Source organism: Motilibacter peucedani (assembly GCF_003634695.1).
Classification (GTDB): domain Bacteria; phylum Actinomycetota; class Actinomycetes; order Motilibacterales; family Motilibacteraceae; genus Motilibacter; species Motilibacter peucedani.
On sequence record NZ_RBWV01000013.1, the window covers coordinates 229,324 to 243,444 of the forward strand.

Consider the following 14,121-nt stretch of genomic DNA (forward strand, 5'->3'; position numbering starts at 1 on the left):
TCACCGGGCGCGGGCGGCCGCCGCGTACCTCGCCGGCGGGATGCCGAACACCGCGGTGAAGTGGCGCACCAGGTGCGCCTGGTCGCTGAACCCGAGCTCGAGCGCCAGCTCGTCCCAGCGCACCGGCGAGTCGCCCGCCGCCTGCTCCGCCGCCTCGAGCAGGCGGTACCTCAGGATCACCTGCTTCGGCGAGAGGCCGACGTGCTCGGCGAAGTCGCGCTGGAGCGAGCGCAGGTCGCGACCGCTGCGCTCGGCCAGCTGCTGGGCGCGGGTGATGCCGCGGTCGGCGGCGGCGAGCTCGGCCGCCGCCACCGCGCGCACCGTGGCCTCCGGTGGTGCGGCCGGCGCCAGCGACGCCAGCCACGCGTCGAGGACGTCGCGCCGCCGCTCGGGTACGTCTGTGGCGCGGACCCCCGCGACCGCATCCTCCGCGCCTGGGCCGACCCGGGCGACGTCGCCCACCGTGTCGGTGAGCGCGCTGAGCGCCTCGGGCCAGAACGGCCGGAAGCCGCCGGGCCGGAACAGCACCCCCAGCCCCCAGCCGCGGCCGCGGAGCGACTGCGCCGAGAGCCGGGTCGGCACGCCGTGGACGCCCGCGCGCTCGGGCTCGACGACCAGGTTGACCGCCGCGTGCGCGAGCACGCCCTGCTCGAAGACCTCGCCCTCGGGCAGGTCCCACCAGACCGCCCAGTAGTGGCGGACGTAGGGCGCCAGCGCGGGCGAGGGAGCGAAGCGCTGCATCCCCCAGGGCCGGTCGTGCGGGCGCAGGATGCCGCGCGAGTCCTCCTCGACCGGAGCCGGCCCGCTGTCCTGCGTCACGGCTGCACGCTAGCGGCCGGAGCTGTCGTGTTCGTCCAAGACGCGGTCGGCCGCTGGTCCTAGCGTCGGCGCCATGACCGACACGACCACGCCCACGGTCTCGCCCGAGGCCGAGCTCGACGCCCTCGACCGGGTGCTGACCGCCACGGGCGACCTGCTCGCCGGAGTCCGGCCCGAGCAGCTGCACGACCCGACCCCCTGTCCCGACTACGACGTCTCGGCACTCGTCGGCCACGTCGTGGCCTGGGTGCGCGTCTTCGCCTCCGGGCTCGCCGAGGGCGAGCCGGTCGAGCAGCCCGACGTCTTCGTCGCCGACGACCCGGCCGCGGAGTTCCGCGCCGCGACCGCGCAGGCGCTCGACGGCGTACGACGGCTCGGCCTGGACCGCGAGGTCCACCTCACCTCGGGCGGGGTCCCGGCCCGGTCCGCGCTGCGCATGATGATCGGCGAGTACGTCGCGCACGGCTGGGACCTCGCGACCGCCACCGGCCAGCCGGTGCCCTACACCGACGACGTCGCGGACCTCGCCGCCGACGGGATGGCGCCGATGCTGCTCGACGAGTACCGCGGGCCGGGCATGCCCTTCGCCCACGCGGTGCCCGTCGGCGACGACGCCCGGCCGCTGGTGAGGTTCCTCTGCTTCACCGGGCGCGACGCCCGCTGAGCCGCTCCTGGCCTCACGGCTCCTGGTGCGTCGTCGAGGTGAAGCCGGAACGGACCCAGGCGGTGTAGCTGGTCGTCGCCGGCGCGCGCACCGGCATCCGGCCCGCCTCCAGGGCGACCTGCTCGAAGTCCAGCAGGGCGCCGGTGCTGCGCGACACGACCAGGACGTAGCGGGTGCGCAGGCCGCTGTAGTCGGACTCCGTGGCCAGCGCCACCCCTGGACGACCGAGCCGGTCGGTCCCGTCGCCGAGGACCACGAGGTCCTGCTGCAGCGCCAGCACGCGCAGCATCGCCGCCTGGACCCCGGGCGTCACGACCTGGCGCTTCCAGACCTCCGCCACCGCGTCCAGCCACGAGGGCGTGCCGTAGAAGCCGCCCTCCTCCCGCAGCTGGCGCGCCAGCGTCGGCACGTCGGTCGAGAGCTCCTGGGGGCCGGACAGGCCTCCGGGGCCGTAGTCGTCGCGCAGCTCGGCGCCCGCACGGGTCTCCTCGGCGCGCCCCGAACCGTCGGAGGCGATCCACGACCGGCGCAGCACCGGGTCGACCCCGCCCGTCGTCGTGCCGTCGGAGTGCAGCTCCAGGTCGAGGTACCAGCCGCGCGACTCCACGAACGAGAAGCGGCCGGCGCCGGTCGGAGCCGGCTGCCGGGCGGCGACCTCCGCCAGCTCCCGCAGCAGCGAGCCGGCCCGCTCGTCGGTGCCGCGCTCGCCGCTGAAGGCGAGGACGGGAGGCGTCGCCGCGTACGCAGCTGCGGTGGTCGGCGCCGAGCTGCCCGGGAAGGTGGCCGGGACGACGACGGCCGCCGCGACCGCGGCGGCGACGAGCCCGCCGGCGAGCAGCGTCCGGCCCCTCGGCCGGCTGCGCAGCGGCGGCACCACCGCCGGCTCCTGCGGGCGAGCGAGGACCTCGGTGAGCAGCCGCTGGCGGGCGTGGACGTCGGGGAGCGCAGGCACGGGCCGCTGGGCGGCGAGCCGGTCGAGCGCGGTCTGGGTCGTCACGGTCGGGCCTCCGAAGGTACGGGTGCGGGCGTCGGGGCGGTCCGGGACCGCTCGCGGGGCGGAGCGTGCTCCAGGACGACGGCGAGCCGCCGGCGCGCGCGGTGCAGGCGCACGGCGAAGGTCGCGGGGGAGCAGCCGGCGACGAGCGCGGCGTCCTTGGCCGCGAGCCCGTCCCAGGCGGTGAGCATCAGCGCCTCACGGTCGCGCGGCGAGAGCGAGGTCAGCGCGGTGAGCACGGCGAGCCGCTCGGCCACCGAGTCGGCGACGTCGCCCGTGCTCTCCTGCACCAGGGAGTGCAGCCGCGCGAGCTCCTCGGCGAGCACGTCGCGGCGGTAGGCGGAGCGCCGCTGCTGGGAGATCGTGTTGCGCGCCACCACCAGCAGCCACGGCAGCGGCGCGCCGGGCACGTCGCGCAGCCGCCGCCAGGCGACCAGGAACGTCTCGGCGACCGCGTCGGCGGCCTGCTCGGGCGGCACCCGGCTCGACGCGTAGGCGAGCACGCGGTCGTGGTGCTCCTCGTAGAGCCGCGTGAAGCGCACGCTGTCGGGGTCGGTCACGGGCGTGGCCGTCGGGAGCTGTCCATGCCCAGTAGTGGCCGGCAGGCCCCCGGTCCTTTCACCTCACCCGCGGACGAGCCCCTTCGACCGCGCCTGCTGCAGCCAGTTGGGGTACTCGGTCATCATCAGCTCGAACAGCTGGTCGTCGCTGATCGTCGCCGGGTCGGCGACCGGGAAGAAGTCGGCGTTGTCGAGGAAGCGGCCGCGCATGTCGTCGAGGCCCTCGAGGAAGGCGAAGTCTCGGCTGTTGCTGCCGATGGCCATGAACATCCAGAACAGCGGCTCGTAGGAGCTCGACATGACGTGCTGGCGGGTGACCTCCTCGTCGAAGGTCGCGCCGTCGGTGATGAACATGACGTAGACGGGCACGTCGGTGAGCGGCGAGCTGCGCGGAGCGTCCGAGCCGAAGTAGTAGCGGCGGATCTCGGCCATCGCCTTGCCGTAGTAGGTCGCCGCCTCGAGCTTGTGCGACTGCAGGATCTCGCGGACGTAGGCGCCGTAGTTGTCGATGCCCATCGAGCCGGCGCCGTCGGCGTTCTCGCCGAACACGAAGCAGTCGATCTCGGCGTTGTCGTCGAAGCGCATGCCCAGGGCGAGCACGCGCTCGGCGAGCTGCTGGATCTTGCCCGAGCGGTAGAGGGAGTACATCGAGCCGGAGATGTCGAGGCAGATCGCCACCCGGGCCGTGTGCTCGCCGAGCCCGCGCTTCTCCAGCGACACCGCCGCCTTCTTGGTCAGGTCGAGCAGCTTGCGGTCGCCGCGCGCCTCGAGCTTCTTCTCGAGGTTGACCAGCTGCTGCTTCTTCAGCGAGACCTGCGGGGCAGCCGGCGCGGCGGGGGCGGCCGGGGCGGCGGGAGGCGTGAGCGAGGTGCGTGCGGGCGGGGCGGGTGCCTGCGGTGCGGGCGCCGGCGCGTCGTCGACGCTGATCCCGAAGTCGGTGGCGAGGCCGGCGAGGCCGGTGGCGTAGCCCTGCCCGACCGCACGGAACTTCCAGGCACCTCCGCGCAGGTACAGCTCGCCGAAGACGAACGCGGTCTCGGTGCTCGCGTCGGAGATGTCGAAGCGTACGAGCTCGGTGCCCGTCGCGGCGTCGAGCAGGCGCAGGTGCAGGCCGGGTACGCGGCCGAACGTCCCGCCGTCGGCGGAGGCGGCGAGGACGACCTTCTCGACGGCCGGCTCCAGGCGGGGGACCTCGATCGAGAGCGAGTCGGTGGCGGCGCCGGAGGCGGGTGCCGACTTCCCGGTGTGCCGCACGGCTCCGGAGGCGTGGGAGGGCTGGTTGTAGAAGACGAAGTCGGCGTCGGAGCGCACCTTGCCGGTCGCGGTGAGCAGCAGGGCCGACGCGTCGACGTCGGGCACGCCCGGGCCGCTCGTCCAGCCCAGCACGGCGGTCACGGAGGTGGCGGCCAGCGGCATGTTGGCGCCCTTGGCGATGCTCGTCATGGGACTCATCGTGCCCTATCCACAGCTGCGCGAAGGGAGGTGCGCGCTGTCAGTGCCCGCCGCTACGGTGGCGCCGGGATGATCGCCGCTGCTCGTCCGTTGACCCCGAGCGGGCTCCGTCGCCTCGAGCAGCCGGGGCGGCCACGACAAGACAGGGGGAGGGCCAGCGTGCGCCACTTCGCGTTCCTCGACGAGCAGCAGCGCGAGCAGCTGTTCCACGTGCAGCCGGCCGAGTTCGACCGCTCGAGCGACCCGGCCCTGCTGGCCGTCGCCCTGGGAGCCACCCTCTACGCGCCGGCCGACCGGCCCCACCTCTGCGACGACATCCTGCGCCGCGCGGCCCTCGGCGTGCGCAGCATGGTCGTGTGCCTCGAGGACGCGGTGGCCGACGCCGACGTCGAGACCGCGCAGGCCCACGCCGTCGCCGAGCTGCGCCGGCTGCGGGCCGAGCACGAGACCGAGGCGCCGCTGCTGTTCGTCCGCGTGCGCCGCGCCGGCCAGATCCCCGAGATCGTCGCCGGCCTGGGCGAGCACGCCGGCATCCTCTCCGGCTTCGTGCTGCCCAAGTTCACCGAGGACTCCGGGGCCTACCTCGACGCCGTCGCCGAGGCGCGGGCGGCCACCGGCCTGCGCCTGATGGCCATGCCCGTCATCGAGTCGCCCGAGGTGGTCCACCGAGAGACGCGCGCCGACGCGCTGACCGCCATCGCCCGGCTGCTCGACAAGCACCGCGACGACGTCCTGGCCGTGCGCATCGGCGCCACCGACCTGTGCAGCGCCTTCGGCATCCGGCGCGACCGCGAGCTCACGATCTACGACGTCCTGCCCGTCGCCAGCGCCATCGCCGACATCGTCAACGTGCTCGGCCGCACCGACGGCAGCGGCTTCGTCATCACCGGCCCGGTGTGGGAGTACTTCAGCCCGTCCGAGCGCATGTTCCGGCCGCTGCTGCGCCAGACCCCCTTCGTCGAGCACGACGCGCGCGCCCTCCGGCAGGAGCTGGTCACCCGCGACGTCGACGGCCTGATCCGCGAGCTGGTGCTCGACCGCGCCAGCGGCCTGACCGGCAAGACGGTGATCCACCCGTCGCACGTCTCGGCCGTGCACGCGCTCTCGGTGGTCTCCCACGAGGAGTGGAGCGACGCCTCCGACGTGCTCGGCACCTCCGCGCGCGGCGGGGTGGCCGCGTCCGGCTACGGCAACAAGATGAACGAGAGCAAGCCGCACACCTCGTGGGCGCTGCGCACCGTGCGGCGGGCGGAGGCGTTCGGCGTCTCGGCGCCCGGGGTCAGCTTCATCGACCTGCTGGCCGCCCAGGCGGCCGCCGCATGACCGCACCGACCTCCCCGCCGGCGAGCTGGAGCGGCGCCTGGGTGGCCCGCGAGCTCGACGTCGCACTCCGCACCTCCGCCTCGCCGCTCGGTCTCGAGCTGCCCGACCTGGTCGGGCTGGCGCTGCGGCGCAACCCGCGCCGCGCCCACCTGCTGGTCTCCCGCGTGCTCGGCAAGCACGTGCCCACCGACCCGAGGCTCGTCGACGCGAGCGCCCTGCTCCTGGGCCGGCTGGCGGGCCAGGTCCTCGGCGGTGAGGGGCTCGGCGGCGAGGTGCTCGGCGGGCGGCTCGATGACGGCGCGTGGCGAGAGGCGGGCGCGGCCCTGCGCGCCGGGCTGGCCGGCGACATCGGGCCCGTCGCCGCGCTGTGGCGCACGCTGCGCGCCGCCCCCGCGCCCGAGCTGCCCGGCGCCCTCGTGCTCGGCTACGCCGAGACGGCCACCGCGCTGGGCTCGGGCGTGGCCCGGGCCCTCGGTGCTCCCTACCTCTGCTCGACGCGGCGGGCGGTCCCCGGGCTGGAGCCCGTCGCCGGCTTCGAGGAGGAGCACAGCCACGCGACCTCCCACCTGCTGCTCCCGGTCGACCCCGCGCTGCTCGCGGGCGCCGGCCCCCTCGTCCTCGTCGACGACGAGCTGTCGACCGGCCGCACCGCCCTGCACACGATCCGGGCGGTCCACGCGCTGCACCCGCGCGAGCGCTACGTCGTGGCCGCGCTGGTCGACCTGCGCTCCGAGGCCGACCGCCAGCACCTCCATGCCGAGGTGGAGGCGCTCGGCGCGCGGCTCGACGTCGTCTCGCTCGTGGCGGGCTCGGTCGAGATGGCGCCCGACGCCGCTGCGCGCGCCGCCGTGCTGCTCGGCCGCCTGCCCGCGCCAGCGAGGTCGGGCGCCTCGGAGCTCGGGGAGGCGGCGGCTGAGGCGGCGGCCGAAGTGGCCCTGCCCTGGCCCGACGTGCCCGAGTCCGGGCGCCACGGGCTCCTGCCCGTCGAGCGGGTCCGGCAGGAGGCGGCCGTAGCGGCCGCCGCCCAGGTCCTCGCTGCCCAGCTGGCCGGAGCTCCGGGCGCCGGGCCGGTGCTCGTGCTCGGCACCGAGGAGCTCATGGAGGTGCCGCTCGAGCTGGCCGCGGGGCTGGCCGAGCTGCTGCCCCGGCGCCGGGTGCTCTTCTCCACGACGACCCGCTCGCCGGTCCAGCCGGTCGACGCCGACGGCAGCGCGATCCGCACGGCGCTGTGCTTCGCCTCGCCCGAGGACGGCACCGACCGCTTCGCCTACAACGTCGAGGGCAGCGGCGCCGCGACCGTCGTCCTGGTGACCGACGCGGCGGCTGCGGGGCCGGGCCTGCACCGTCCCGACGGGCTGCTCGCCGCGCTGGCCGGCGCCTGCCCCGACGTGCGGCTGGCCGTGCTGCCGGTGCACCTGCCGCTGCCGGAGCCGCTGCGCGGTCCCGGCTTCGGGTCCTACGCCGCCGAGGAGGTCGGCTGGTTGCTCACCGACCTGTCCGGCGCGCGGCTCGAGGCGCCGGTCGAGGAGCGCGAGGAGGCCATCCAGTCCGGCGGGGCCCACTACGCCGAGTCGCTCCCGGTCGAGTACGTCCCCTCGCCCGACTACCTCGAGCTGTTCGACCGGGCGCTCGAGGAGTCCGCGGAGCAGGTCGCGCGCGCCGTCGGCGTCGTGACCGAGCTCCTGCTGGCCGAGCGCGGCGGCGACCGGGTCGTGCTGGCCTCGCTGGCCCGGGCCGGCACGCCGGTCGGCGTCCTCGTGCGCCGGTGGGCGCGGGCCGTGCACGGCGCCGAGCTGCCGCACTACGCGGTGAGCATCGTGCGAGGCCGCGGCATCGACGAGGTCGCGCTGCGCTGGCTCGACCGCGAGCACGGCGCCGAGCGGGTGGTCTTCCTCGACGGCTGGACCGGCAAGGGTGCGATCGCGCGCGAGCTCACCGCGGCCCTCGCCTCGGTGGCGGCCTCCGGCGGCCCGCGCTTCGACCCCCGGCTCGCGGTGCTCGCCGACCCCGGCCGCTGCGTCGACACCTTCGGCACGCGGGAGGACTTCCTCATCCCCTCCGCCTGCCTGAACTCCACGGTCTCGGGCCTGGTCAGCCGCACGGTGCTCAACAGCTCGCTGCTGCGCGCCGGCCAGTTCCACGGCGCCAAGCCCTACCCCGAGCTCGCCGCGGCCGACGTGAGCGCCCGGTTCGTCGACGCCGTCAGCGAGCGCTTCGCCGACGAGGCCGCCGAGGTCTCGCAGACCTGGCCGGCGCTGGCCGCCTCCGAGCGCACCCCCGACTGGGGCGGCTGGGCCGCGGTCGAGCGCATCAGCGCCGACTACGGCATCGGCGACCCGACGCTCGTGAAGCCCGGCGTCGGCGAGACGACGCGGGTGCTGCTCCGACGCGTACCCTGGCGTGTCCTCGTCCGTCGCGGGGCAGCACCCGGGCTCGCCCACGTGCTGCTCCTGGCGGAGCAGCGGGGAGTGACGGTCGAGGAGGTCGAGGACGTGCCCTACAGCTGTGTGGGCTTGATTCACCCGCGCTACACCCGTGCGGCCACCGGCTCCGACGGGCGGGCCGCGGCGGGCGCGTCGGGAGCCCGGGCATGACCGTCGTCGCAGCGGTCGACCTCGACCGCACCCTCATCTACAGCGGCCGCGCCCTGGCCCTGCCGGGCCCCGACTCGGCCGCGCCGCCGCTGATCGTCGGCGAGGTCTACCGCGGCGAGCCGATCTCGTTCCTCACCGCCGAGGCCGGCCGACTGCTCGTCGAGCTCGCCTACGCCTCGACGCTGGTGCCGACCACCACGCGCACCCGCGAGCAGTACAGCCGCGTACGCCTGCCCGGCCCGCCGCCGCGCTACGCGATCTGCGCCAACGGCGGGCACCTGCTCATCGACGGCGTCACCGACCCGGCGTGGCGCGCCACGGTCGACGCGCGCCTGGCCGCCACCAGCGCACCCCTCGCCGAGGTGGCCGAGCACTTCCGCAAGGCGTGCGAGCGCTCGTTCGTCCGCAAGCGCCGGGTGGCTGAGGACCTCTTCTGCTACGCGGTGGTCGAGCGCGAGGAGCTGCCCTCGGGCTTCGTCACCGAGCTCGCCGGCTGGGCCGACGGGCAGGGCTGGAAGGTCTCGCTCCAGGGCCGCAAGCTCTACGTCGTCCCCAACGAGCTCACGAAGTCGGCCGCGGTCGCCGAGGTCGGGCGACAGTCCGGCGCGAGCCGCATCCTCGCGGCGGGCGACTCGCTCCTCGACGCCGAGATGCTGGCCTTCGCCGACCAGGGCGTCCGGCCCTCGCACGGCGAGCTGCACGACACCGGCTGGACCTCGCCCAAGGTCCACCTCACCGGCTCCTCCGGCGTCTTCGCCGGCGAGGACATCGCCCGCTGGCTGGTGGCCGAGGCCCTCCACTGGGCGGGCTGAGCGCGCCCAAGCACCGCCGATGTTGATCGGCTGAGGCGATCAACCTCGTGCGGGGCCTAGCAACTTGAGTCGGCCTCGCACGAGTTCGATCGGCCAGGGCGATCAACATCGCCGCGGGGTCAGCGCCAGTCGCGCTCGGTGAGGAAGGTGCGCAGCCGCCCGATCGCGTCGACGAGCTGCTCGGCGCGCGGCAGGGTGACGATGCGGATGTGGTCGGGGCGCGGCCAGTTGAAGCCAGTGCCCTGCACGACGAGCACGTGCTGCTGCTCGAGCAGGTCGAGGATGAAGCGGCGGTCGTCGGCGACCGGGTAGACCTCCGGGTCCAGCCGCGGGAAGCAGTAGAGGGCGCCGGTGGGCTTCACGCAGCTCACGCCCGGGATGTCGTTGAGCAGCGACCAGGCGATGTCGCGCTGCTCAGCCAGCCGGCCGCCGGGGAGCACCAGGTCACGGATGCTCTGCCGCCCGCCGAGCGCGGCCTGGATGACGTGCTGGGCCGGCACGTTGGCGCACAGGCGCATGTTGGCGAGCATGTCGAGGCCCTCGATGTAGCTCGCCGCGTGCTTCTTCGGCCCGCTGACGATCATCCAGCCGGAGCGGAACCCGGCGACGCGGTAGGCCTTCGACAGCCCGTTGAACGTCAGGCACAGCAGGTCGGGCGCGAGCGACGCGGTCGAGAGGTGCTCCGCGTCGTCGTAGAGCACCTTGTCGTAGATCTCGTCCGACATCACCAGCAGGCCGTGGTGGCGCGCGACCTCCACGACCTCCTCGAGCACCGAGCGGCCGTAGACGGCACCGGTCGGGTTGTTGGGGTTGATGACGACGACGGCCTTCGTGCGCGAGGTGACCTTGGAGCGCAGGTCCTCGACGTCGGGCGCCCAGCCCTGCGACTCGTCGCACAGGTAGTGCACGGCCGTGCCGCCGGCCAGGCTGACCGCGGCGGTCCAGAGCGGGTAGTCGGGGGAGGGGACGAGGACCTCGTCGCCGTTGTCGAGCAGCCCCTGCAGCGCCATGACGATGAGCTCGCTGACCCCGTTGCCGAGGTAGACGTCCTCGACGTCGACGCCGGCGATCGACTTCTGCTCGGCGTACTGCACGACCGCGCGCCGCGCCGAGAGAAGGCCCTTGCTGTCGCTGTAGCCCTGCGCGCGCGGCAGGTTGGCGATCATGTCCTCGAGGAGCTCGTCGGGCGCCTCGAAGCCGAACGGCGCCGGGTTGCCGATGTTGAGCTTGAGGATGCGGTGCCCTGCCTGCTCCAGCTCGCGGGCCCGGCTGAGTGCGGGGCCCCGGACGTCGTAGAGGACATCGGCGAGCTTGGCGGACTGGGTGAACTCCATGCCTCCGATCGTCGCATCCCGCCCCTCGCCCCGTCGCGCGCCTTTCCGGCGCGTCTGCGGCGACCCGTTCAGCGCACGCGCAGGGGAGCCGAGCCGGGCGCGTACCCGGCCGCCCGTGCGACCACGGTCGTCGTCCCGGCCGGCGTACGCGGCACGACGAGCCGCGCCCGGCCGCCGCGCCCGGTCACCGCGGTCCGCGGGCCGACACGCACGGTCGCGCCGGCGACCGGCACGCCGGCGTCGGTCACCGAGACGGTGACGGCGCGGCGGCGGGCCGTCGTCGCCAGCGACGACGGCGACACGGTGACCGTGAGCGCCTCGAGGATGCGCGTCGTGCGGATCTGGCTGTGCACGCCGTCGGCCGCCGAGTTGACCACGACGTCGAGCGGGCCGAGCGAGCCGTCGCCGGCCGTACGCGTGGGTGACCACCCGCCCGGTGCGGCCACCGCGCGCACCGCGCCGAAGGCCGTCACCGCAGGGTTCGTGCGCGCCGCGTAGACCGTGGGGCCCTCCACCCACCAGACCCACAGCCGCCCGCCGGGCGCGGGGCTCAGCCCGACGTACTGCACCGCGCCGCGGCGCGGCAGGCTCAGCGTGCGGCCGGACACGACGTCCCACAGCACGAGGCGGTGGGCGCTGGGGTAGCCGGAGGCGTACGCGGCCCACACCCCGCCGCCCACGCGGCCGGCCACCGCGACCCGCTGCCCCGGGTTCACCGACTCCCGCGCCCCCTGGAAGGCCACGGTCGACAGCGGCGCCGGAGCGGTCGGCGCGCCGACGGTGGGCCAGACCTGCGCAGCGCGGACCCCCTCGTTGGCCTCGTCGCGCGCTGCGTACCAGACCGCGTAGGCGTTGCCCGTGAGCGGGTCCTTGGCGAGGTTGACCTGCTGCGCCTCGACCGTGCCGGCGACCTCCTCGTCGGGCGCGGCCGCGGGCACCGCCGGGTCGATGCCGTGGTGGACCGTGACGTGGTCGGTGCTGCTCGCCGCGAGCGCCACCACCGGCGAGCCCGTGCCGTCGTCGACAGCGCCCAGGCCGTAGGCGCCGTAGGCGTCGTGCGTCTGCGTGAGGGACCCGGCGCCCAGCGACCACGACGTCGCGTCGGGCGCCTGCGCGTACGCCATCGGTCCGGTGTAGGGGTCGTTCGTGTCGAGCGATCGCAGCCCGCCGAAGACGACCGTCGGCACGCCCGCGAGCGTGAGGACGCTCGGGTCGGTGACGTCGGACCACGTGGCCACGGTGCCGATGGCGCCGGCCGGCCGGCCGAGCCGGTCGAGCACCCGGGTGTGCAGCGACTCGCTGGTCGGGCTGGTCGTCTGCGCCCAGGCGGTGACCAGCTGCTGGCCCCACCGGGCCACGGACGGCTCGGCGCTGAGGCCCACGCCCTCACCGGTCGACAGCTGCGTCCACGGTGATCGCACGGCAGCTGAGGCCGGGGCAGCGGCGGCCAGGCCGGTCGCGCTCACGGCGGTCACCGCGGTCGCGACGGCGGCGGCTGCACCCAGCCGGCGCGCACGGGTGGGCTTGGTCATGGTCGCGGACTCCCTCGTTCGCGAGCCACTGCTGACCAGTGGCCCTGCGCCATGTCGAAGAGCGCGCCCAGCCTGCTCTGATACGTCCGGCGACGCCAGCGGTTCAGTCGTTCTTCTTCTTGTCCTTCTTCCCGATGCTGGGGAAGCGCTTCTTCACCGCGGCCCGCACCTTCTTCTGCTCCTCCGGCGTGCCGTTCTGGGCGACGCGTGCGAGGGCGTTGCGGGCGTGCGACTTGTCGGGGATCGGGTACTTGCGCTTCCCCGGCAGCGCGAACGACTTCTTGCTGAGCTTCTTCTTGTCCTTGCTCGTGAGCTCCTCGGCCATGCCCGACACCTTCCCGCGACGCGGGGGACGTACGCGGGAGCGGGGGTGCTGCCTCTACTCCGACGAGGGTGACGACACCACCGCGTCCGTGTGCCCAGCCTGCTGGGCCGGCCGGCGCAGGCGCGCTCTACTGGAGGCACGGCACGAGGTCAGGAGGCTGTCATGTGGGTCGTCATCGAGCGATCGAGCGGCCAGGTGGTGCGCGTGACGCGCGAGGAGTCGGTCGCCCGGCGCTACGCACCGGGCGAGGTCTACGAGGTGCTGGCTACTGCTGCTGGGCAGCCAGCCGCGAGTTGACGACCTGCTGGATGTGGGTCATGCCGGGCACGCCGAGCCCGACCACCTGCTGCTCGACCTGGCGCAGGTAGGCCGGGTCGACCCGCGGCTTCTCGGTCGACTGGAGCAGCACGGTGCCCTCGCCGGTGAAGTCGAACTGGCGCTCCTCGCCCGACTCCGCGCCCAGCACCCGGTGGGCCATCGCGCCGAGGAACCCCTGCATCCAGCCGGTGTCGTAGTGGTGGCACGGCGACGGGCAGTCGGCCCAGCCGAGCAGCGCCTCGGGGTCGACCCGCATCGGCGGCTCGGCGAAGATGACAGGCCCGTTCGACGACGCGAGGAACTTGCCGGTGCCGATGAGCGTGAGGTAGCCCGGCACGATCGACTGCTTGAGCTCGAGGCCCGAGTCGAAGCCCAGCAGGTTCGAGGCCTTGATGGTCAGGTTGCCGGCGTCGAGGTCGTAGGAGTTGATGTCGAAGCCCCGGTCGCCGATCACGACCTTGCCCTGCCCCTGCGTGACCACCCACTGCTGCGCGTAGAGCGGCGAGGAGAACTGCGAGGCCACCATCGCGCTGAGCGAGGTCTGGGCGAGCCCGTCGAACTTCACCTGGCCGTAGTAGGCGATCATCGCGCCCTTGCGCAGGAACCACGGCTGGCGCAGGTCGATGGCGAAGGCGTAGGGGTTGACGTTGTCGTCGCTCGGCAGCGTCGACGGGTTGAGGATCGTCGGTGGCACAGCGGGTTCCTCCCTCAGAGCTTCTGCTCGGACGCCTGCACGAGCACGGTGCCCGAGCCCGACACCTTGAGCTGGACCGCCTCGCCAGAGCCCTTGCCGACGGCGTCGCGCCAGCCGAGCTTGGCCCCGACCTCGACGGTGAGCTGGCCGAGCGCCGCGACGTAGGCCTGCGGGTCGACGGCCACCTGCTTCGACGGGTCGACCTGGATGGCGATGGTGCCGCCGTGCGAGAGCACGGCGACGGAGCCGTTGCCCGACAGCTGGGTCGTGAACATGCCCTGCCCCGAGGCGAGTCCCGAGACCGCGCCCCGGATGCCGCCGCCGCCGATCTGGACCGTCGAGGACTGCAGGGACGAGTCGTGGACGAGCAGCCGGTCGGCCTCGACCTGCAGCTGCTGGCCCGCCAGCTCCAGCACCGTGACGTGCGCCCCGCGGAAGCCGTACCAGACCTCGCCCGAGCCCACCGCCTGCATCATCGCCTCGTGCTCACCGGCGGCACGCTGCACGAGCTGGCCGGCGAGGCCGCCGAAGCCCCCCATCGCGCCACCGAGACCGCCCATGCCGCCGCCGGCGCCCGGGACGCCGTGGGGCACGAAGTTGACGGTGCCCTTGTAGGCGAGCATGGCGCCGCGCCGGGCGATCACCGGCTGGCCGAGCGCGACCTTGACGACCTTGCTGTTGATCTTCTCGTAGGCCACCG

At 74.5% G+C, this 14,121-nt stretch carries 13 protein-coding genes; 4 read left to right on the plus strand and 9 right to left on the minus strand.

Annotation, left to right across the window (positions count from 1 at the left end; genetic code table 11):
- Positions 1-819, minus strand: coding sequence for an AraC family transcriptional regulator (locus tag CLV35_RS14165; protein WP_231121820.1), 819 nt, complete (start codon positions 817-819; stop codon positions 1-3).
- A 73-nt stretch (positions 820-892) separates the two neighbouring features.
- On the opposite strand from CLV35_RS14165, the gene CLV35_RS14170 reads away from it, so the two are divergent.
- A complete protein-coding gene (locus tag CLV35_RS14170; protein WP_121194134.1) occupies positions 893-1,483 on the plus strand; it encodes a TIGR03086 family metal-binding protein in 591 nt (196 codons plus the stop codon).
- Positions 1,484-1,496: 13 nt separating this feature from the next.
- Here CLV35_RS14170 and CLV35_RS14175 read toward each other — a convergent pair whose 3' ends face one another.
- The 3 genes from CLV35_RS14175 to CLV35_RS14185 form a co-directional block, all read right to left on the minus strand.
- The gene (locus CLV35_RS14175; RefSeq protein ID WP_121194135.1) at positions 1,497-2,480 is read right to left on the minus strand and encodes a CU044_5270 family protein; all 984 of its coding nucleotides are present in this window, start codon (positions 2,478-2,480) and stop codon (positions 1,497-1,499) included.
- Positions 2,477-3,037 (minus strand): RNA polymerase sigma factor, encoded by a 561-nt coding sequence (locus CLV35_RS14180; RefSeq protein WP_121194136.1) that lies wholly within the window; start codon positions 3,035-3,037, stop codon positions 2,477-2,479. Before CLV35_RS14180 ends, CLV35_RS14175 begins: the two co-directional genes overlap by 4 nt.
- A gap of 63 nt (positions 3,038-3,100) precedes the next feature.
- Entirely contained in the window at positions 3,101-4,480 is a 1,380-nt protein-coding gene (locus CLV35_RS14185; protein ID WP_121194137.1) for a VWA domain-containing protein, read from the minus strand.
- Positions 4,481-4,648: 168 nt separating this feature from the next.
- On the opposite strand from CLV35_RS14185, the gene CLV35_RS14190 reads away from it, so the two are divergent.
- From CLV35_RS14190 to CLV35_RS14200, 3 genes are read left to right on the plus strand one after another with little or no spacing between them, the layout of a single operon-like run.
- Positions 4,649-5,812, plus strand: coding sequence for an HpcH/HpaI aldolase/citrate lyase family protein (locus CLV35_RS14190; protein WP_121194138.1), 1,164 nt, complete (start codon positions 4,649-4,651; stop codon positions 5,810-5,812).
- Positions 5,809-8,406: a phosphoribosyltransferase domain-containing protein gene (locus tag CLV35_RS14195; RefSeq protein ID WP_121194139.1), complete on the plus strand. Its 2,598-nt coding sequence runs from the start codon at positions 5,809-5,811 to the stop codon at positions 8,404-8,406. Before CLV35_RS14190 ends, CLV35_RS14195 begins: the two co-directional genes overlap by 4 nt.
- Positions 8,403-9,218: an HAD family hydrolase gene (locus CLV35_RS14200; RefSeq protein WP_121194140.1), complete on the plus strand. Its 816-nt coding sequence runs from the start codon at positions 8,403-8,405 to the stop codon at positions 9,216-9,218. Before CLV35_RS14195 ends, CLV35_RS14200 begins: the two co-directional genes overlap by 4 nt.
- Positions 9,219-9,337: 119 nt before the next feature.
- Here the strand turns inward: CLV35_RS14200 and CLV35_RS14205 are convergent, their stop codons facing one another.
- From CLV35_RS14205 to CLV35_RS14225, 5 genes are all read right to left on the minus strand, one after another.
- Positions 9,338-10,552 carry a pyridoxal phosphate-dependent aminotransferase gene (locus tag CLV35_RS14205; protein ID WP_121194141.1) on the minus strand — a complete coding sequence of 405 codons (1,215 nt, stop codon included), beginning with the start codon at positions 10,550-10,552 and terminating at the stop codon, positions 9,338-9,340.
- A gap of 68 nt (positions 10,553-10,620) precedes the next feature.
- Positions 10,621-12,084, minus strand: a complete 1,464-nt coding sequence (locus CLV35_RS14210; protein ID WP_121194142.1) for a carboxypeptidase-like regulatory domain-containing protein — start codon at positions 12,082-12,084, stop codon at positions 10,621-10,623.
- 103 nt (positions 12,085-12,187) lie between these two features.
- On the minus strand, positions 12,188-12,409 hold the full coding sequence (locus CLV35_RS14215) for a DUF6582 domain-containing protein (RefSeq protein WP_121194143.1): 222 nt from the start codon (positions 12,407-12,409) through the stop codon (positions 12,188-12,190).
- A 265-nt stretch (positions 12,410-12,674) separates the two neighbouring features.
- Entirely contained in the window at positions 12,675-13,421 is a 747-nt protein-coding gene (locus tag CLV35_RS14220; protein ID WP_121194144.1) for an AIM24 family protein, read from the minus strand.
- Positions 13,422-13,435: 14 nt separating this feature from the next.
- Positions 13,436-14,119, minus strand: coding sequence for an AIM24 family protein (locus CLV35_RS14225; RefSeq protein ID WP_121194145.1), 684 nt, complete (start codon positions 14,117-14,119; stop codon positions 13,436-13,438).
- Positions 14,120-14,121 lie beyond the last annotated feature (2 nt).

What these genes read in the sequence shown, in the direction of transcription:
- CLV35_RS14170 (WP_121194134.1), top strand. Translation starts at nt 893, where the DNA reads ATGACCGACACGACCACGCCCACGGTCTCGCCCGAGGCCGAGCTCGAC.
- CLV35_RS14185 (WP_121194137.1), bottom strand. Translation starts at nt 4,480, where the DNA reads ATGACGAGCATCGCCAAGGGCGCCAACATGCCGCTGGCCGCCACCTCC.
- CLV35_RS14195 (WP_121194139.1), top strand. Translation starts at nt 5,809, where the DNA reads ATGACCGCACCGACCTCCCCGCCGGCGAGCTGGAGCGGCGCCTGGGTG.
- CLV35_RS14200 (WP_121194140.1), top strand. Translation starts at nt 8,403, where the DNA reads ATGACCGTCGTCGCAGCGGTCGACCTCGACCGCACCCTCATCTACAGC.
- CLV35_RS14205 (WP_121194141.1), bottom strand. Translation starts at nt 10,552, where the DNA reads ATGGAGTTCACCCAGTCCGCCAAGCTCGCCGATGTCCTCTACGACGTC.
- CLV35_RS14210 (WP_121194142.1), bottom strand. Translation starts at nt 12,084, where the DNA reads ATGACCAAGCCCACCCGTGCGCGCCGGCTGGGTGCAGCCGCCGCCGTC.
- CLV35_RS14215 (WP_121194143.1), bottom strand. Translation starts at nt 12,409, where the DNA reads ATGGCCGAGGAGCTCACGAGCAAGGACAAGAAGAAGCTCAGCAAGAAG.